Below are 17,143 nucleotides of genomic sequence, written 5' to 3' on the forward strand. Positions count from 1 at the left end.
TTTGGGTTTCCCCCCCCCCCCCCTTTTGGGGGGGGGGGGTGGGGGGGGGGGGTCTATCTGCCGGGGGGCGGGTCAAGCCCCCGCCGGCCCCCACCCCGAACATCCAGCGAACTTCGGCCGGCTCTGCTCCAAGGGCTCGGCCCTGGCCGAAACCATCGACCTCGACGGCAGGCTGCTCTACCCCGAAATCCACGGTCGCCGTACCGGCTGGGACGAGGCGCTCGACCGCGTCGCTTCGACCTTTTCGCAAACCATCGCCGAGCACGGTCCTGACTCCGTCGCCTTCTATGTCTCCGGCCAGTTGCTGACCGAAGACTACTATGTCGCCAACAAGCTGATGAAGGGCTTCATCGGCTCGGCCAACATCGACACCAATTCGCGGCTATGCATGGCCTCCTCGGTTGCCGGCCACCGCCGCGCCTTCGGCTCCGACACCGTGCCCGGCACCTACGAGGATCTCGAGCTCGCCGACCTGATTGTGCTGGTCGGCTCCAATCTCGCCTGGTGCCATCCCGTGCTCTTCCAGCGCATCGCGGCGGCCCGGGAAAAACGACCGGAGATGAAGGTCGTGCTGGTCGACCCGCGCCGCACCATGACCGCTGATATCGCCGACATTCACCTGGCGATCGCGCCGGATGGCGACGTTGCTTTGTTCACTGGTCTGCTCGCCTGGCTCGGCCAGCACAACGCACTCGACCGCGCTTACATCACCGCCCACACGACCGGCTTCGGGCAAGCGCTCTTCGCTGCCTCGAAACTCGATCTTGCCGGCGTTGCCGCCGCCACCGGCTTGAGCGAAGAGGAGCTTGCCCGCTTCTATAGCCTGTTTGCCACCACCGCAAAGACAGTGACGGTCTACAGCCAAGGCGTGAACCAGTCGTCTTCGGGCACCGACAAGGTCAACGCCATCATCAACTGCCATCTCGCCACCGGCCGCATCGGCAAACCTGGGGCAGGACCGTTTTCAGTGACCGGCCAGCCCAACGCCATGGGCGGCCGCGAGGTCGGCGGCATGGCCAATATGCTGGCCGCCCATATGGAGATCGAAAACCCCGAGCACCGCGACCGCGTGCAGCGTTTCTGGAATGCGCCGGCCGTCGCCCCAAAGCCCGGTCTGAAGGCGGTCGAGATGTTTCAGGCGATCGCCGCCGGCCGCATCAAGGCATTGTGGATCATGGCCACCAACCCGGTCGACTCGATGCCGGATGCCGATGCCGTCGAGGCGGCGATCAAGGCTTGCCCGTTCGTCGTGGTTTCGGATGTGCTGGCGAGCACGGACACCATGCGCCACGCCCATGTGCGGCTGCCCGCCGCCGCATGGGGCGAGAAGGACGGCACCGTGACCAATTCAGAGCGCCGCATCTCGCGCCAGCGCAGCTTTCTTGCTGTGCCCGGTGAGGCGCGGCCGGATTGGTTGATCGTCGCCGAGGTGGGCAAGCGGATGGGGTTTGACGAGGCGTTTTCCTATTCGTCGCCAGCGGAAATCTTCGCCGGACACGCCGCGCTGTCCGGGTTCGAGAATGACGGCGCACGGGATTTTGATATTGGCGCTTATGCTGGTGTTGATAAGGAGGCCTATGCAGCGCTTGAGCCTTTCCAATGGCCGGCGCCGAGCACAGCCACCCCCCTCTGGCCTGCCGGCCATCTCCCCCGCAAGGGGGGAGATCAGCCGTCGCCTCGGCCTTCGCCAATTATCAACGATGCAGAAGATATGCCGGCGTCAAAGCTGCCAATCTCCCCCCTTGCGGGGGAGATGTCCGGCAGGACAGAGGGGGGTGTTCAAGCGGGACTTGACCCTTCCAGCACCCGCTTCTTCGCCAACGGCAATTTCTACAATCCCGACCGCAAGGCCCGCTTCATCGCCATTCGTCCCATCGTCGAGACACGCACCAGCCCGAACTATCCGCTGATCCTCAACACCGGCCGTGTTCGCGACCATTGGCACACGATGACCCGCACTGGGAAAAGCCCACGTCTCTCCCAGCACATGGCCGAGCCCTTCGTCGAGATCCACCCGGCGGATGCCACGCATCACGGCATTGGCGACGCCGACATTGTGCGCGTCTCCAGCCCGCGCGGCGATGTGCTGGTGCGCGCGCTGGTGACGGCACGCCAGCGCCAGGGCAGCGTGTTTGCGCCGATGCACTGGACTGACCAGTTTTCGGCAAAAGGCCGGCTCGACACGCTGACCGCGCCTCTGACCGATCCGGTTTCCGGTCAGCCTGCGCTGAAACATGTCGGCGCCCGCATCGAGAAGTTCGCCGCGAGAGCCTTCGGCTTCGCCGTGGTGCGCCGCAAGCCGGTGGCGGTCGCAGCAGACTACTGGGCCATGGCCAAATGCAAGGGCGGCTGGCGGGTGGAGCTTGCCTTTGCTGACGACGACATCGACTGGGCTGGTTTTGCTGGTTCGCTTTTCGATGTTCCCGTAGCCGATACGCTCGCTTATCACGACCGCGATACCGGCCAGCATCGTATTGCTGCCTTCGACGACCAGCACCTCGCCGGGGCTTTGTTTATCGCGTCGGGACCGGTGGCGGTTTCGCGGGGTTGGGCGGCACAGCAACTCCAGGAGGTTCACACCAGCCAGCGCGAACGCTTCAGGATCGTCGCCGGTCGCGCCGGCGCCGATCGGCCCGATGCGGGCGCGACCGTCTGCTCCTGTTTCAACGTCGGGGTCAACCAGATCGTGGCGGCAGTGGCGGCCGGGTGCACGACAATCGAAGCCATAGGCGGCGCCCTGAAGGCGGGCACAAATTGCGGCTCCTGCCGGTCCGAGATCCGGGCGGTCATCCAGGCCAATCGGGTTCAGGCTGCGGAGTAGATGCGGCTGGCTGGGGAGGGGATCTGACGATATCCTCTTGGGCCACCATGGTCATCGATTGCGGAAGGTGGTGGCGGTCCTTTTCGGGCCGCCATGAGCGCGCCGGCAGGGGGGATCACCTGGCTTGGCTGTCTAATCCAGCCGGTCGCGCAGGATGCTCCAGGGGAGCAGCATATTCGGTGCATAGCGCACGAGCTTATGCAGCGGGATCGGCGCTGGCGGCGCGAAGGGGAGCGGCAGATCGCGGGCGTCCGTTCCGCTCGCCCAGTCCGCCAGCACTTTGCCCATTGCCGTGGTCATGGCGATGCCGCGACCGTTGCAGGCGAAGCCGGCGATCAGGCCAGGGCCGAGGTCGATGAGACGCGGCAGGAAATCCGGCACCACCGCCGCCACGCCTGTCCAGCTGTAGGCAAGCGGCGGCAGGTCAGGCAAATCGAGATGCCTGGCGAGCCGTCGCCAGATCGTTTGCGGCATGCGCGTCTCAGCGCCGGCTCCGACGACATGCATGCCGCCGCTGATCAGCCGGTTCTGGCCATCGAAGCGGCACGTGAACAGGTTGCGCCTGGTGTCGCCAACGCCCTGGCCGCCGGGCAGCAGGCGCGCGCGTATGGCCCGCGACAGCGGCGCAGTGGCGATCTGGAAGACTTTCAGCGGGATATAGGTCCGCGCCAGTGTCCGGTTCAGTGCCCCGCCATAGGCGTTGGTGGCGATCACCACCTTGCCCGCACGCACGGCGCCGGATGCGGTCGTCAAGGTCCAGCCATCCGCAGCGCGGTCAATGGAAGCGACGCGCGTCTGCTCGAAGATCCGCGCGCCGGCTTTTTCGGCGGCATCGGCCAGGCTGCGCGCATACTCGACCGGATTGAGGACGCCGCCAGATCTGTCCATCCAGCCGCCGGCATAGCCGTCGATGCCGGTGAGCTCCGTGACCGCCATGGCATCGAGCGCAACGGTCGGCCTGCCCCGCGCCGCCCATTGCTCGGCGCGCGATCGCGTCTTTTCCAGCGCGGCGGACGAATGCGCCGGCTGGATCCAACCATTCTGCACAGCGTCGCATTCGATGCCGTGCCGCTTGATCAGCCCGAAGACCAGGTCGGCGCTGCCGGCGGCTAAGTCAACCAGGCGCCCGCCGCGCTCGGGTCCGAGTTCGGCGATGATGTCGTCTGGATCCCGCTTGGCGAAGTTCGGAACGACGAAGCCGGCATTCCGGCCGGTCGCACCCCAGGCAAGGAATTCGGCTTCAAGGACCGCGACCGAAAGCCCTTTCTCGGCGGCATGCAATGCCGTCGACAGGCCGGAAAAGCCGCCGCCAACGATTGCGAGATCGACGTCGAGCCCGCCTTGCAGCGTGCCCCGGTCGCGGCGGTTGCGGCTGACGGCATGCCAGAGTGAAACGCCATGCACGTCTTGCCGGATCATGGCATTCATGGTCCGGCCTCGTTCTCGCTGGCCGCCGCCTTTGTCTGTTTGCCGGGCTTCGGCCGGCGCGGCCGATCGCCGAACAATCCGTTCGGCCGGATCAGCAGGATGACGCACAGCATGACGCCGATGGCGACGATCTGCAGCGAGGCCGCGCGTGCTTGCTGCTCGGGCGCAAACAGCACGCTGGTCAGCGTGCCCGACCCCGCCCATATCGCCCAGACCAGGATGCTGCCGGCAACGGCGCCGGCATTGCTGCCCGAGCCGCCGACGATCAGCATCACCCAGACCTGGAAGGTCAGGATCGGCAGATAGTTATCGGGCGCGATGAAGCCGGTGAAATGCGCCTGCAAAGCGCCGGCCAGCGCCATGATAGCGCCGCCGACGGCGAAGGCCTGGACGCGGTAGAAGCGCGCGCTCTTGCCCAGCGAAATCGCCGCTCGCTCGTCCTCGCGCAGCGCCTTGAGCACGCGGCCCCAGGGGCTGCGCGACAGGTGCTCCAGAGCGAGATAGGCGATCAGCGTCACAGCCGAAACGACGGCGAGGTTCGACAGGTTGAACAGCAGCGGCGTTTCGGCAAGGCCGCCGAACGGGCGCGGGATGAAACCGATGCCGAACGGGCCGCCGGTGAGTTTCTGCGCGTTGAGCGCGACCAGCTGCACGACGACGGCGACGCCGAAGGTGGTGATCGCCAGGTAGTCGGATCGCAGACGCAGCGTGGCCATGCCGGTAAGTGCTGCGGCGATACCGCCGACGACCATGGCGCCCGCCCAGCCGGCCAGGATCGGCAGACCGAAGCCGCCGAAGCGCGCGGCATCGTCCGGGGTCGTGAGCAGCGCCGATGTATAGGCGCCGATGGCGACGAAACCGGCAAGACCGACATTGAAAAGGCCAGTCAGCCCCCACTGCAGATTGAGCCCCAGTGTGACCAGCGAAAAGATCAGTGCGGTGGTCAGGAAGAAGGCGCCGTAGCCGAGCAGGTCCATCAGCGTTCCCTCACACCAAACAGGCCGATCGGCCGCACGAACAGCACCGCCATCAGGATGATGAAGGAGATTGCGGCGCGCCATTCGGCGCCGATCAGCTGCACCGCACCGGCTTCGGCAAGGCCAATGATCAGGCCGCCGAGCACGGCGCCCGGTATGCTGCCGATGCCGCCCAGGATGGCGGCGGCGAACATCGGTAGCAGCATGTCGAAGCCCATGAACGGGCGGATCTGCACCAGAATGCCGATCATCACGCCGGCCACACAGGCCAGCGCCCCGCCGATGATCCAGGTGACGCGCACCACGGAGGCAACATCGATGCCGACGATGCGGGCCAGGGCCGCATTCTGGCTCAGCGCCTGCATGGAGCGGCCGGTCTGCGTGCGTGTCATCAACAGATGCACGCCGAGCACCAGCACTGCGGTCAGCAGCAGCAGCGCGATCTGATCGGGCGTGATGCGGATGCCGAAGCCGACCGGCATGGCGATCTGGATCGCCCGGCTGAAATAGGTCGGGCGTGAGCTGAAGGTGAATTCGAGCAGGCTGCGCAGCGCCATCGAGGCGCCGAAGCTCGCCATCACCACGATGATGGCTTGCCCCTGCGAGCGCAGCCGCGAAAACAGCACCTTGTCGAGCAACAGCGCCAGCAGGGCGGTGAAAGTCATGCCGACAACCAGCGCAACCAGCAGCGACCAGCCGAAGGACAGCGGTCCAATGGGCTCCACCTTGCCGAACATCGCGCCGATGGTGCTGACGACGGCGAGCGTCGCATAGGTGCCCCAGGCCATGAAGTCGCCATGGGAGAAGTTCGAGAAGCGCAGGATCGAATAGGTGAGCGTCACGCCAATGGCGCCGAGGCCGATCATCGAACCGGTCAGCAACCCATCGACGACAAATTGCAGGCTCATGCCGCGCCTCCCTTGCCGGCGTGAGGGCGTTGGCCGAGATAGAGTTCGGCGACGACAGGATCGTTCCACAATTCGGACGCCACACCCTCGTGCCGGTCCTTGCCTTCGACCAGCACATAGGCGCGGTCGCCGATGGCCAGCGCTGCCTTGGCGTTCTGTTCGACCAGCAGGATGGTGACGCCGGACCTGCGGATGCCGGCCAGCATCTCGAACACCATCGATACGAATTTCGGCGAGAGGCCGGCCGATGGCTCGTCGAGCAGCAGCACCTTGGGATGGACGATCAGCGCACGTGCGACGGCGAGCATCTGCCGCTGTCCGCCCGACAGATTGCCGGCGGCGGTGCGGCGCTGGCGGACGAGGTCGGGGAAGGCCGCATACATTTCCTCGATGCGGGCAGGGATTTCGCGTCGCTCGAGGATGCCGCAGGCGACCTTCAGATTGTCCTCGACCGACATCAGCGGGAAGATGTTCTCCGTCTGCGGTACGAAGGCCAGGCCGAGCCGAACCATGGTGTGCGCGGGAGCGGCGGTGATGTCCTTGCCGTCCAGAAATACGGTGCCGCCGGTGATCGGGACAAGGCCGGCGATCGCCTTGATGAAGCTCGACTTGCCGGCGCCGTTGGGGCCGAGCACGACGACGATCTCCCCCTTGCCGACGGTGATCGAGGCGCCGCGCACAATCGGCACGCCGGGCTCATAGCCGGCCTCGAGATTGCGGACGTTGAGGACAGTTTCGCTCATGCCGCACCTCCGAGATAGGCCTCGATGACGCGCGGGTCGCGGGCGACCTCTTCCGCCGTGCCTTCGCTGAGCAACTGGCCGCTCGCCATGACGAGGACGCGATGGCAGAGCCGCGTCACCATGTCGATATTGTGCTCGATCAGCAGAAAGGTGATGCCGTGCGCGTTGATGTCGCGGATGCGGTCGATGATGATCTCGAGCAGCGTCGCGTTGACGCCGGCGGCCGGTTCGTCGAGCAGGATGATCGCCGGATCGGCCATCATGACGCGGGCGAGTTCGAGCAGCTTGCGTTGACCGCCGGAAAGCACGCGCGCCGGTTCGTGCGCCAGCCGAGCGAGCGAGACGAGCTCGAGCAGCTCGAGTGCCTTTGCCCTGGCTGCTCTTTCCTGTGCCGCCACTCGCCACGGCGTGACGAAGTTGGCGAGCAATTTTTCGCCGGCTTGGCCCTGCGCCGCCAGCATGATGTTTTCGATCAGCGTCAGATTGGGCAGGGGGCGCGGGATCTGGAAGGTGCGGCCAAGACCACGGCCGATACGCAGATGAGCGGCTTCGCCGGAGACGCGCGTGCCATTGAGCAGGATATCGCCGCTGGTTGGCAATATGCTGCCCGCCAACAGATCGAACATCGTCGTCTTGCCGGCGCCATTCGGCCCGATCAGGCCGAGGATTTCGCCCGCTTTGACATCAAACGAGACATCGTTGACGGCGACAAGGCCGCCAAAACGCCTGACGACGTTTCGTGCCGTCAGAACTGGCGCACGGGTCTCCTGCCGTTGGCGCTCCGCTGCATCGCTCATCAAACCCTCTGGCCGAAGACGATCGTTGTCGCCTCCTGATTTTTGATTTGTGATCACACTTGCTTTGATCACGCTATTCGGCTTTAATTTCATTCGCAAGCCGAAAACGGGGCAAATGCCGGTAATGCAGAAGGCTGCCATCGAAAAGAACAACGAGACGATCGCAGCCCAGCTTACGCCGGTCGGCCGCGAGACGGTGCAGGATCGCGTCTATTCCGAGTTGCGCCGTGCTCTGATCGGTGGCCTTTTCGAGCCAAACCAGGTGCTGACCATCCGTGGTCTTGCCGATGCGCTGGTCACCTCGACCATGCCGGTACGCGAAGCGCTCGGCCGGCTGATCACGGAAAAGGCGCTGGAGGCGCTGCCCAACCGTTCCGTGCGCGTGCCGCCGATCACGCTGGAGCGCATCGACGACCTCCTGCGTGCCCGCTCCCTCATCGAAGGCGAAGCGATAGCGCTTGCCGCCAGGCGCATGAGCCCGCGCCAGATCGCATCGATCGAAGCCATGCTGGGCGAGTGGGACGAGATGCGGGCCCTGAAGCACAAGAAGGATATCGATCGCGAAGCGACGCTCAACCAGAGCTTCCATTTTGAGATCTACCGCTGCTGCGGCTCGGCTGTGCTGATCCCGATGATCGAAAGCCTCTGGCTTCAATCGGGTCCCTGCATCCGCGTCGCCATCTATGCCTTCTCCGAGGCAGGCGAGGTTGATACCGCCCACTATCATCGTCGAATTGTCGCGGCACTTGCCAAACAGGATGCGCAAGCGGCGCGCGAGGCGCTGGTAGCCGACATCAGCCGCCCCTTCGCCTTCCTGCGCGACAAACTTCAATCGGCGAAGGACTGACATGCCCAAGCCCGCCATCGGCATCACAGAACCACGCTCGAAGCTTTCCGTGACGGCGCTGCTATTGCCCGAAAAGGCGCCGGAGAATGCCGCCTTCCTGCTGGCGTATCTGGCGCAGCCACGCATCATCCCAGGCATCCATGCGATGTGGACAGGACCGGAAATCTCGTGCCCGGTTCCGTCAGCCGATCTCCACGGCCAGGCCTATGCCCAGTCTTTGCCACCGGAGAATGCAACGCTGACGCCGCAGCCCGGCGATATCGTGCTGTCCTATGTGCCGCCACGCGTGTGGGGCGGCAATCCCAATGCCATCTTCGATATCGGCCTGTACTACGGGCAGGGGGCGCGGCTGCTGTTCCCGATCGGCTGGCTGGCCGGCAGCGTGGTCGCGCAAGTGCTTGCCGGAGAGCGCGATCAGTTTGCCGCCGCCTGCGGCGTCATCCGCCGCAACGGCGCCTGTGACATCACCTTCAGCCTGGTGGAGGCCTGAATGGCCGACGACAGTTTCGAACTCTTCGATCTGCGCGTCGAAGCGGTCATCCCCGAGGGCAAGCCGGTCTATTGCGGCGCCAGGGCCGGCGACTATTTCGAACTCAAGGGCGAAATGCTCTCGCTGCCGGCAGGGCAGGGTTTTTCGATCTATTCGATCTCGGCCGTGTTGCCGCTCCTGGCGGCAAAGCAGCGCCCGACGCATGCAAATGACTGGATGACCTCGGATGCCGAGATCGCCTGTCCCGATCCCAATTGCGCCAGCCGGCTCCGCATCGTCAGGCTTGCCAAGCGGCGGTTCAGCCATGCCGAAACCACGGCCGTGCCGCTGCCGAAGGAGACCGACAAGGGATGACCGCCAGGACCATCGAACTCAGCCCCGGCTATGGGATCTCGCGAGTCATCCGCGGTGGCTGGCAGCTGGCCGGCGGGCATGGCGCCGTCGACCGCAGCCAGGCGGTGACCGACCTCATCGCCACTTTCGATGCCGGCATCTGGACCTATGACTGCGCCGACATCTACACCGGCGTCGAGGAACTGATCGGCGCCGCGCGCCTGCGGCTGGCCGGCGAGCGCGGTCTCGATGTCGCGGCCAGGATGAAGGTGCACACCAAGCTGGTGCCGGACCTCGAACGACTGGCAGGCATCAGCCGCGACTACATCAGGGGCATCGTCGATCAGTCGCTTCGCAGGCTCAAGACCGAGCGGATCGACCTCGTGCAGTTTCACTGGTGGGATTATGACCAGCCTCGTTACGTCGAGGCGATGGGTTGGCTCGACGAGCTTCGGCTGGAAGGCAAGGTGCGCAATCTCGGCACCACCAATTTCGATACGCCGAGGCTAGCCGAAATCCTCTCCGCGGGCATCCCGCTGGTCAGCCAGCAACTGCAATATTCAGTGCTCGACCAGCGGCCGGCAAACAGCCTTGCGGGCCTTGCCGCTAAGAACGGTGTCCGCTTCCTCTGCTACGGCTCGGTGGCGGGCGGCTTCCTCAGCGACAAATGGCTTGGCGTGGCCGAGCCCTCCACGCCGCTCGAAAACCGCTCGCTGGTCAAATACAAGCTGATCATCGACGACTTCGGCGGCTGGGAGCTGTTCCAGTCCCTGCTCAAGGCGCTGAAAGCGGTCGGCGATCGCCACGGCGTCGACATTGCCACCATCGCCTCGGCATGGGTGCTCGAGCAGCCGCAGGTCGCGGCCGTCATTGTGGGTGCGCGCAACCAGGCACATGCGCTGGCCAATACGAAAATCATGGACGTCGCGCTCGACGCCGACGATCGCGCGCGGATTGCTGCCGCCATCGCACAAGGCACCGGCCTCGCGGGCGATGTCTACGCGCTGGAGCGCGACCGTCATGGCCGCCACGGCTCGATCATGCATTACAACCTCAATGCGGGGAAGAAATGAGCGGAGAGCCTTCCCTTTTTTCGCGTGCCAGCGCTGAAATCATCGACCTGCATCGCTTCTTCGTCGACTGGTTTGTCGCCGCGCGAGCCGACGCTGTGGAGTTCGGCCGCTTCGAGGCTGTCATGGGCGAAGGCCTCACCATGGTGGCGCCGAATGGCCAGATCCTCGATCGCGACGCGGTCGTAGATCATGTCCGGACAAGCCGCGCCACTTGCGACGACGGTTTTGCCATATCGATCGAGGACATCAGGCCGGGTTGGCAGGACGCGGACACGATCGTCATCTTCTACATCGAGGCGCAACTGCGCGCCGGCAAACACAGTCGCCGGCAGTCCAGTGCGGTCTTCACCACCAGTTCATCGGCACCAAACGGCGTCGAATGGCGGCATCTGCATGAGACCTGGCTGCAGGCGCCGGAAGGCTGAACAGGCAAAAGTTCAAACAAAAAAAGGGGAACGGCAATGAAGAAGACGATACTTCAAATCACCACAGCACTGGCTCTCGTGACGATGGCCGGCGCCGCACACGCAGCGGACTGCAAGATCACCGTCGGCCTGGTCATGGAGCTCACCGGTCCGGCCGGCGAATACGGCCAGGCCGGCGCGAAGTCCGTCGAAATGGCCTTCCGCGACATCAATGAAGCCGGTGGCGTACGCGGCTGCGATCTCGCAACCGACACGCGCGACAGCCAGAGCCAGGGCAATATCGCGGTCGATGCCGCGACCCAGCTGGTACAGGTCAAGAAGGTGCCGGTGATCATCGGCGGCATCATCTCCTCGGTGTCGATCCCGATTTTGACCTCGGTCACCGGGCCGGCCAAGATCGTGCAGGTGTCGCCGGCTTCGTCCTCGCCGACGCTGACCGCCCTTGGCCGCGACGGCAAGACCAACGGCATCTTCTTCCGCACCATCACGTCGGATGCGCTGCAAGGCGTGGCCGCCGCCAAATACGCCATCGACAAGGGCTTCAAGAAACTGTCGATCATCCATGTCAACAACGACTTCGGCGTCAACATGGTGGCCGAATTCTCGCGTGCCTACAAAGCGCTCGGCGGCACCATCGTCTCCGACACGCCCTATAATGAAAAGCAGTCGAGCTATGCTTCGGAAGTGACGGCGGCGATGGGAGGCGAGCCGGACGGACTCTACCTCGTCAGCACGCCGGTCGACGGCGCAACGGTCGCCCGCACCTGGATATCGCAGGGCGGCGTGCAGAAATTCCTGCTCAATGACGGCATGAACAGCCCGGACTTCATCGAATCCGTCGGCGCCGATTATCTGAAGGATGCCTATGGTACCTCTTCCGGCACCAGCCCGACGGCATCCACCGACTATTTCCTGAAAAACTACAAGGAGTTTTCGGGCATCGAACCGTCGAACCCGGCAGCCGACCGTTCCTATGATGCCGGCGCCATTGTCGGTCTCGCCATTGCCATTGCCGGCTCCGAGGATCCAGCCAAGATCAAGGATGCCATGTACAAGGCGGTCGATCTTGCCGGCACACCGATCTATGCCGGCAAGGACGAGTTCGCCAAGGCGCTCGGCCTGATCAAGGACGGCAAGCCGATCCGCTATGAAGGCGTCATCGGTCCGGTCAGCTTCGACAAATATGGCGACATCACCGGTCCGTTCCGGCTGTGGAAGATCGTCGACGGCAAGGTGACGACCGACGGTGAAATGACAACCGACGACGTCAACGCGCTGCAGGCGAAATTGCAGTAGCGCCGGTACATTGTCCGGCGCGATCTCCGTTCGATCTCTGGGAGATCGACGCCGGACAAGCAGTCCAACATCGGCGCTAGTTACGCGGTCAAGCGCGAAATCAGCCGGGTCAATATAACGACAGGCGGCTGGCCGGGCATGAAGACCTGCGGATTGGAGAGGGCGCCGACGATATGACCCACATAGTCTGATTTGTCGTAGCCGATTGACGATATCGGGTAGGCGTCGAAATTGGTCAGGGACACATTGTCGAAGCCATAGAGGCGGAAGCGGCTGGGCCGGTTGTCGGGGAAATCCGCCCGGCAGACATCCAGAACACCCATGGCCATCGCGTCGGACGTACAAAAGACCGCATCGGGACAGCCGCGTCCCGTCAGGCCGGCGGCTGCCGCATAGCCCGACTCGTAGGAATAGTCTCCCTGGACCGTCTGCAGCAGTTCAATTCCATGATGCCGGAACGCTTCGAGGTAGTGGCCGATGCGCAGCTGTTCGACCCGCGAGGACGAACGGCCGGTCAGCAGGCTGGCCGTGCGCGCGCGCTTGGCCGCCGCATCCGCCACGGCCTCGGCGATGCCGACGCCTTCATCGGGAATGACGGTGGGTGACAGATCGTCATGCAGTCCGTTCAGCATGATGACCAGGTCCGAGCGAAACATGCGCCGCACCGTCGCTGCATCGGCAAAGTCGGAGAACACCACGGCGGCATCGACATGATAGGCAACGCCGTTGCGCAGAAAATCCTCGACCCCTTCCGCCGAGCCGATGCGGATGAGGATGACCTGCTTGCCGATCGACTGGATTGCGTCGAGCAGCCGGTCGAACAGGTCGAGATCTGAAAGGTCGTGAATGTGGTTGACCACGACGGCAACCAGATTGACGGTCTTGGTGGTCAGGCTTTGCGCCAGGAGATTGGGTTTGTAGCCGAGCTGCGCGGCGGCCTGCACGACACGTTCGCGTTTGTCCGCCGAGACCGGTCGCGGTCCGCTCGACAGCGCACGGCTGGCCGCGGCACGCGACACGCCTGCCAGCCGCGCGACATCGGCGATCGTTGCGACGGCGCCTCGACTGTGCGCCGATCGGTTGCCGGTAGTGGGTGTCACCACAGCGGGTTGAGCGCCGGCGGGTTGGAGCCCGGCCCCCACCACTTCTTGTAGGTCGCCTCGTAGGTGCCTGACTGGATGAAGTCGGACACGAACATGTCGAGCCAGCGGACGAATTCGGGATCGCCCTTGGCGACCGCGATGCCGATCGGATCGTTGGAATAGAGGCCAGGCAGCGTCACCAGGCTCGGTGTCTTGGTTGCGAGGTAATCGAGCAGCGAGGAATCCTCGATCGCCGCATCGACGCGCTTCTGTTGCAGCTGCAGAACCCCGTCGGGCGCGAACTGGTCGACATAGACGAGCTCTGCGTCCGGCACGGCTGCCTTGAGGAAGGTTTCGCCCGTGGTGCCGCGGCCGACGACAACCTTCTTGCCGGCGAGCCCCTTGAGGTCGGTTATCCCGGCATCCTTCTGGACGATGACGCGCAGCCCGGCCCGATTGTAGGGGATGGTGAAGTTGACGGTCTTGGCCCGCTCGAGCGTTGCCGAGGTGTTTGCGACCGCGACATCGATCTGTCCCGACACCAGCATGGAAATACGGGCATCGCCCGAGACGTCGACGAACTCGACCGGCACGCCGAGCTTTTGCGCCAGCAGCGTCGCGACATCGACATCGTAGCCGACAGGGTTGTTTTGTGCATCGCGAAAGCCGATCGGCTCGCCGCCGAGCGATACGCCGATGCGAATGGTGCCGCGTGAGCGGATGTCGTCAATCATGCCGGCAAGGGCTGGAAATGCCGAACCGGCCACGATGGCCAGCGCGGCGAAGGCACGCAGTACGGTTTTCATGGTTCCTCTCCTTATTTTCAAGTGACGCGTCTTGCCGCCCGCAATTCGGGTGCGGACATGGAATCCTTCCAGAGCCAGTAGCGGACCTCGCCCTCGCATCTGAAATTCACCACCTCGTGGTTCTGCTCGGCGTCGACGGCGTGGATGACCACTCCGGCCAGGAAGCCGGTGTCGAGTTCAGCCAGTTCCTCGACCGCCAGCGCGACCGCATCCGACAGGGATCGGCCAAGCTTCATGGCCAGCACGACGGTCCGTGCGGTGGCGCAGCGCATCGTCATCTCGCCGGTATGGGTGCACGCCGCCGCACCATAGCGGCTGTCGGCGTAAAAGCCTGCGCCGGGAATGGGAGAATCGCCGAGCCGGCCCGGATATTTCCAGGCCCAGCCCGAGGTCGAAGTCGCGGCATGGATGCCGCGCCGCGCATCCGCCGACAGGAAGACGGTGGTGTCGCGGACCCGCTCGGGATCGGTGATAGTACGGCTGAGCGGCGCCAGATCGATATCGGGGAATTTCGCCAGCTGTTGCGGTGTGAGTTCCTGTTGCAGCCGCTCCCACCAGACGCGCTTGCTGTCCTCGAACAAGACTTCGTCTTCGGCAAAACCGATTTCGCTGGCAAAGCGCCGCGCCCCTTCGCCGGTCAGCATCACATGCGGCAGGCGCTTCATTACCTGCTGCGCCAGGGCAGCGACCGCCAAGGTCCTTGGCACGGCGCCGACTGAACCGACCTCTCTTGTATTGCCGTCCATGACCCCGGCGTCGAACTCCATCTCGCCCAGCATGTTCGGCCAGCCGCCATAACCGACGCTGCGAACCTTGACCTCTTTCTCCACCATGCCGATGCCGGCAACCATCGCGTCCAGGCTGACGGCGCCATCGCGCAGCATTTGCACCGAGGTTTCGAATCCCGGCCATGCTTCGTTGTTGGCTAACAGCAGCATTCCTAGTCCTTGCGCATCTTGGAGAGAAACTGCGCAACCCGCGGCTGCGCCCGGCCGCCGTCCGCGGCGAAGAAACGATCCGTTGGCAGATCGACCACCAGCCTGCCCTTGTCGAGGAAGACGATGCGGTTGGAAATCTCGCGCGCGAATTCGATCTCGTGGGTGACGAACAGCATCGTCGTGCCTTGCGCGGCGAGCTTTGCCAGGATGGCCAGCACCTCGGAAGTCATTTCCGGGTCGAGCGCGCTGGTCACTTCATCGAGCAGCAGATAGCGCGGCTGCATGGCGAGCGCCCGGCAGATGCCGACACGCTGGCGCTGCCCGCCCGACAACTGCGCCGGGTAGGCGTTGGCCCGATCGGCGAGGCCGACGGACTCGAGCAGCTTGCGCGCCAGCGCCTCGGCCTCAGGGCGCGGCATCTTCAGCACCTCGATCGGGGCGAGCGTAATGTTCTGAAGCGCGCTCATATGCGGATAGAGGTTGAACAGCTGGAAGACGGTGCCTGAGCGCTTGCGCGCCTCGGCCAGCTCCTTCGGCTTGCTGACATCGAAATCGTCGACCGTGATGCGGCCCGACTTCAGCTTTTCGAGGCCGTTGATGCAACGGATCAGTGTCGACTTGCCGGACCCCGACGACCCGAGGATCGAGACCACTTCGCCGGGCGCGATCGTCAGGTCGACGCCGTCCAGCACAGTGACCTCGCCGAACGCTTTGTGCACGTTTTCGATCTTGAGCATGTTAAAGCCCCCGCCAGGCGCTGTGCGCCCGCAGGCGGTTTTCAAGACGCTCGCCAAGCAGGGCGACCAGCTTTGCCGCGCCATAGTAGAGCAGCCCGACGACGGTCCAGACCACGAACGGCTTCAAGGTTCGCATGTTGAGGATGTGGCCAATCTTGGTCAGGTCGACGACGCCGATGACAGAAATCAGCGACGTCACCTGAAGCTGGTTGACCAGCAGCGCGACGAGCGGGCCGACCGCGAAGGCGGCAGCCTGGGGCGAAACGATATGGCGCAGGACCTGCCACCGGGTCAGGCCGAAGACACGCGCGGCCTCGACCTGCTCGCGTTCGATCGACTCGATCGCCGAGACCGCGATGACATAGACGAATGCCGCGGTGTTCGCCGACAGAGTGATGGTCGCTGCGGTGACCGGCGTCACCCTTATATGCAACAGCGCCGGCAGGCCGAAGAACACCAGGAACAGCTGCACCAACACCGGCGAGTTCTTCAACAGCTCCGACAGGAAGGTGACGACCTGGGCCAGAACCGGCACACGGTAGAACCGCACCAGTGCCCAGCTCAGGCCAATCAGCAGTCCGATCAGAGAGGTGACGAGAAACAGCGCGATGTTGGTGCCGAGACCTTGCGCCAGCAGGATCAGGTCGTAGGAGGTGAAGTCGCTGAACCGCATCAGTCGACCGCCTCCATCATGTCCCGATTGAGATGGCGGTGGAGCAGGGTGACGCCCAGCGAGACCAGATAGGTCAGGGCCGCATAGGCACAGAGCAGCACCATATAGACCTCGAAGGGCCGATAGGTCTGCGAGACCACGATCTGGGCTGAGCCGGTGAGCTCGTTGAGCGTGATTGTCGAGAGGATCGAGGACGTAAGGATCATGTTGATGAGCACGGATCCGAGCGGTCGCACGGAGGTGCGCAGCGCAATCGGCAGCACGATGCGGGTGAAGATCTTGCGCCTGGACAGGCCGCTCACTTCAGCGGCGTCGATGATGCCCTGGTCGATGGCGAGGATGCCGGCGCGAATGATGTCGGAGGCATAGGCGCCGCCGGCAATCGAAAGCGCCACGACGCCGGTGGTGAAGGCATCGATGTAAATGCCGAGCTCGGGCAGGCCGTAATAGAAGAAGAACAGCTGGACGATGAACGGCACATTGCGGAAGAGATCGACATAGACGAAGGCGATCCGTCGAAGCAGTGCCGAGGCGGAGGTGCGTGCGATCGCCACCAACGCGCCCATGAAGACGCTTCCTACCAGCGACAGCGCGCAAGCCGCGGCCGTGAGTTCGGCGCCGCGCGCCAGAAAACCCAGATGCGGGAGCAGAATGGACAGATCGAAATGCACCGGCGGTCCCCAGTGAAACCGGTTTCACTCTTTTGGCTTTCGCCTCGTCTGTCAAGATGCAGGGTCTGGTTGCTGGCCTGTGGCTTGCATTCGTTGCG

At 64.3% G+C, this 17,143-nt stretch carries 18 protein-coding genes; 7 read left to right on the plus strand and 11 right to left on the minus strand.

What is annotated here, in order from left to right:
• Positions 1–55: 55 nt before the first annotated feature.
• Positions 56–2,821 carry a nitrate reductase gene (locus NKJ58_RS20825; protein WP_352853793.1) on the plus strand — a complete coding sequence of 922 codons (2,766 nt, stop codon included), beginning with the start codon at positions 56–58 and terminating at the stop codon, positions 2,819–2,821.
• Positions 2,822–2,953: 132 nt separating this feature from the next.
• Here NKJ58_RS20825 and NKJ58_RS20830 read toward each other — a convergent pair whose 3' ends face one another.
• The 5 genes from NKJ58_RS20830 to NKJ58_RS20850 are packed head-to-tail and all read right to left on the minus strand — an operon-like array spanning position 2,954 to position 7,674.
• Positions 2,954–4,249, minus strand: coding sequence for an NAD(P)/FAD-dependent oxidoreductase (locus NKJ58_RS20830; RefSeq protein WP_352462108.1), 1,296 nt, complete (start codon positions 4,247–4,249; stop codon positions 2,954–2,956).
• Entirely contained in the window at positions 4,246–5,229 is a 984-nt protein-coding gene (locus tag NKJ58_RS20835; RefSeq protein WP_352853795.1) for a branched-chain amino acid ABC transporter permease, read from the minus strand. Before NKJ58_RS20835 ends, NKJ58_RS20830 begins: the two co-directional genes overlap by 4 nt.
• The gene (locus tag NKJ58_RS20840; RefSeq protein ID WP_023682690.1) at positions 5,226–6,134 is read right to left on the minus strand and encodes a branched-chain amino acid ABC transporter permease; all 909 of its coding nucleotides are present in this window, start codon (positions 6,132–6,134) and stop codon (positions 5,226–5,228) included. Before NKJ58_RS20840 ends, NKJ58_RS20835 begins: the two co-directional genes overlap by 4 nt.
• Positions 6,131–6,877 carry an ABC transporter ATP-binding protein gene (locus NKJ58_RS20845; RefSeq protein WP_023686958.1) on the minus strand — a complete coding sequence of 249 codons (747 nt, stop codon included), beginning with the start codon at positions 6,875–6,877 and terminating at the stop codon, positions 6,131–6,133. Before NKJ58_RS20845 ends, NKJ58_RS20840 begins: the two co-directional genes overlap by 4 nt.
• Complete coding sequence (locus NKJ58_RS20850) at positions 6,874–7,674, minus strand: ABC transporter ATP-binding protein (RefSeq protein ID WP_023686959.1); 801 nt, start codon at positions 7,672–7,674, stop codon at positions 6,874–6,876. Before NKJ58_RS20850 ends, NKJ58_RS20845 begins: the two co-directional genes overlap by 4 nt.
• 124 nt (positions 7,675–7,798) lie before the next feature.
• Here NKJ58_RS20850 and NKJ58_RS20855 point away from each other — a divergent pair, with 124 nt between their 5' ends.
• Genes NKJ58_RS20855 through NKJ58_RS20880 form a run of 6 tightly spaced genes read left to right on the plus strand, consistent with a single transcriptional unit; the run spans position 7,799 to position 12,138 of the window.
• Positions 7,799–8,521, plus strand: coding sequence for a GntR family transcriptional regulator (locus tag NKJ58_RS20855; RefSeq protein ID WP_023686960.1), 723 nt, complete (start codon positions 7,799–7,801; stop codon positions 8,519–8,521).
• Position 8,522: 1 nt separating this feature from the next.
• Positions 8,523–9,011 (plus strand): DUF3830 family protein, encoded by a 489-nt coding sequence (locus NKJ58_RS20860; RefSeq protein ID WP_023667857.1) that lies wholly within the window; start codon positions 8,523–8,525, stop codon positions 9,009–9,011.
• Positions 9,012–9,365 carry a TIGR04076 family protein gene (locus NKJ58_RS20865; RefSeq protein WP_023667858.1) on the plus strand — a complete coding sequence of 118 codons (354 nt, stop codon included), beginning with the start codon at positions 9,012–9,014 and terminating at the stop codon, positions 9,363–9,365.
• Positions 9,362–10,417 (plus strand): aldo/keto reductase, encoded by a 1,056-nt coding sequence (locus NKJ58_RS20870; protein ID WP_023667859.1) that lies wholly within the window; start codon positions 9,362–9,364, stop codon positions 10,415–10,417. The genes NKJ58_RS20865 and NKJ58_RS20870 overlap by 4 nt, the downstream gene beginning before the upstream one ends.
• Complete coding sequence (locus tag NKJ58_RS20875) at positions 10,414–10,842, plus strand: hypothetical protein (protein WP_023667860.1); 429 nt, start codon at positions 10,414–10,416, stop codon at positions 10,840–10,842. The genes NKJ58_RS20870 and NKJ58_RS20875 overlap by 4 nt, the downstream gene beginning before the upstream one ends.
• A gap of 36 nt (positions 10,843–10,878) precedes the next feature.
• Entirely contained in the window at positions 10,879–12,138 is a 1,260-nt protein-coding gene (locus tag NKJ58_RS20880) for an ABC transporter substrate-binding protein (RefSeq protein WP_352521191.1), read from the plus strand.
• An 80-nt stretch (positions 12,139–12,218) separates the two neighbouring features.
• Here NKJ58_RS20880 and NKJ58_RS20885 read toward each other — a convergent pair whose 3' ends face one another.
• The 6 genes from NKJ58_RS20885 to NKJ58_RS20910 are packed head-to-tail and all read right to left on the minus strand — an operon-like array spanning position 12,219 to position 17,045.
• Positions 12,219–13,241 carry a LacI family DNA-binding transcriptional regulator gene (locus tag NKJ58_RS20885; protein ID WP_023714894.1) on the minus strand — a complete coding sequence of 341 codons (1,023 nt, stop codon included), beginning with the start codon at positions 13,239–13,241 and terminating at the stop codon, positions 12,219–12,221.
• The gene (locus tag NKJ58_RS20890) at positions 13,235–14,026 is read right to left on the minus strand and encodes a transporter substrate-binding domain-containing protein (protein WP_023667863.1); all 792 of its coding nucleotides are present in this window, start codon (positions 14,024–14,026) and stop codon (positions 13,235–13,237) included. Before NKJ58_RS20890 ends, NKJ58_RS20885 begins: the two co-directional genes overlap by 7 nt.
• 17 nt (positions 14,027–14,043) lie before the next feature.
• The gene (locus NKJ58_RS20895) at positions 14,044–14,964 is read right to left on the minus strand and encodes an isoaspartyl peptidase/L-asparaginase (RefSeq protein ID WP_352519167.1); all 921 of its coding nucleotides are present in this window, start codon (positions 14,962–14,964) and stop codon (positions 14,044–14,046) included.
• Between the two features lie 2 nt (positions 14,965–14,966).
• A complete protein-coding gene (locus tag NKJ58_RS20900) occupies positions 14,967–15,701 on the minus strand; it encodes an amino acid ABC transporter ATP-binding protein (protein WP_023699816.1) in 735 nt (244 codons plus the stop codon).
• A 1-nt stretch (position 15,702) separates the two neighbouring features.
• Positions 15,703–16,374: an amino acid ABC transporter permease gene (locus NKJ58_RS20905; protein ID WP_023667866.1), complete on the minus strand. Its 672-nt coding sequence runs from the start codon at positions 16,372–16,374 to the stop codon at positions 15,703–15,705.
• Positions 16,374–17,045, minus strand: coding sequence for an amino acid ABC transporter permease (locus NKJ58_RS20910; protein WP_023751818.1), 672 nt, complete (start codon positions 17,043–17,045; stop codon positions 16,374–16,376). Before NKJ58_RS20910 ends, NKJ58_RS20905 begins: the two co-directional genes overlap by 1 nt.
• Between the last annotated feature and the right edge of the window lie 98 nt (positions 17,046–17,143).

The organism is Mesorhizobium sp. M0139 (genome assembly GCF_040322455.1).
Classification (GTDB): domain Bacteria; phylum Pseudomonadota; class Alphaproteobacteria; order Rhizobiales; family Rhizobiaceae; genus Mesorhizobium.

What these genes read in the sequence shown, in the direction of transcription:
- NKJ58_RS20830 (WP_352462108.1), bottom strand. Translation starts at nt 4,249, where the DNA reads ATGAATGCCATGATCCGGCAAGACGTGCATGGCGTTTCACTCTGGCAT.
- NKJ58_RS20840 (WP_023682690.1), bottom strand. Translation starts at nt 6,134, where the DNA reads ATGAGCCTGCAATTTGTCGTCGATGGGTTGCTGACCGGTTCGATGATC.
- NKJ58_RS20845 (WP_023686958.1), bottom strand. Translation starts at nt 6,877, where the DNA reads ATGAGCGAAACTGTCCTCAACGTCCGCAATCTCGAGGCCGGCTATGAG.
- NKJ58_RS20850 (WP_023686959.1), bottom strand. Translation starts at nt 7,674, where the DNA reads ATGAGCGATGCAGCGGAGCGCCAACGGCAGGAGACCCGTGCGCCAGTT.
- NKJ58_RS20855 (WP_023686960.1), top strand. Translation starts at nt 7,799, where the DNA reads ATGCAGAAGGCTGCCATCGAAAAGAACAACGAGACGATCGCAGCCCAG.
- NKJ58_RS20860 (WP_023667857.1), top strand. Translation starts at nt 8,523, where the DNA reads ATGCCCAAGCCCGCCATCGGCATCACAGAACCACGCTCGAAGCTTTCC.
- NKJ58_RS20865 (WP_023667858.1), top strand. Translation starts at nt 9,012, where the DNA reads ATGGCCGACGACAGTTTCGAACTCTTCGATCTGCGCGTCGAAGCGGTC.
- NKJ58_RS20870 (WP_023667859.1), top strand. Translation starts at nt 9,362, where the DNA reads ATGACCGCCAGGACCATCGAACTCAGCCCCGGCTATGGGATCTCGCGA.
- NKJ58_RS20875 (WP_023667860.1), top strand. Translation starts at nt 10,414, where the DNA reads ATGAGCGGAGAGCCTTCCCTTTTTTCGCGTGCCAGCGCTGAAATCATC.
- NKJ58_RS20880 (WP_352521191.1), top strand. Translation starts at nt 10,879, where the DNA reads ATGAAGAAGACGATACTTCAAATCACCACAGCACTGGCTCTCGTGACG.
- NKJ58_RS20890 (WP_023667863.1), bottom strand. Translation starts at nt 14,026, where the DNA reads ATGAAAACCGTACTGCGTGCCTTCGCCGCGCTGGCCATCGTGGCCGGT.
- NKJ58_RS20895 (WP_352519167.1), bottom strand. Translation starts at nt 14,964, where the DNA reads ATGCTGCTGTTAGCCAACAACGAAGCATGGCCGGGATTCGAAACCTCG.
- NKJ58_RS20900 (WP_023699816.1), bottom strand. Translation starts at nt 15,701, where the DNA reads ATGCTCAAGATCGAAAACGTGCACAAAGCGTTCGGCGAGGTCACTGTG.
- NKJ58_RS20905 (WP_023667866.1), bottom strand. Translation starts at nt 16,374, where the DNA reads ATGCGGTTCAGCGACTTCACCTCCTACGACCTGATCCTGCTGGCGCAA.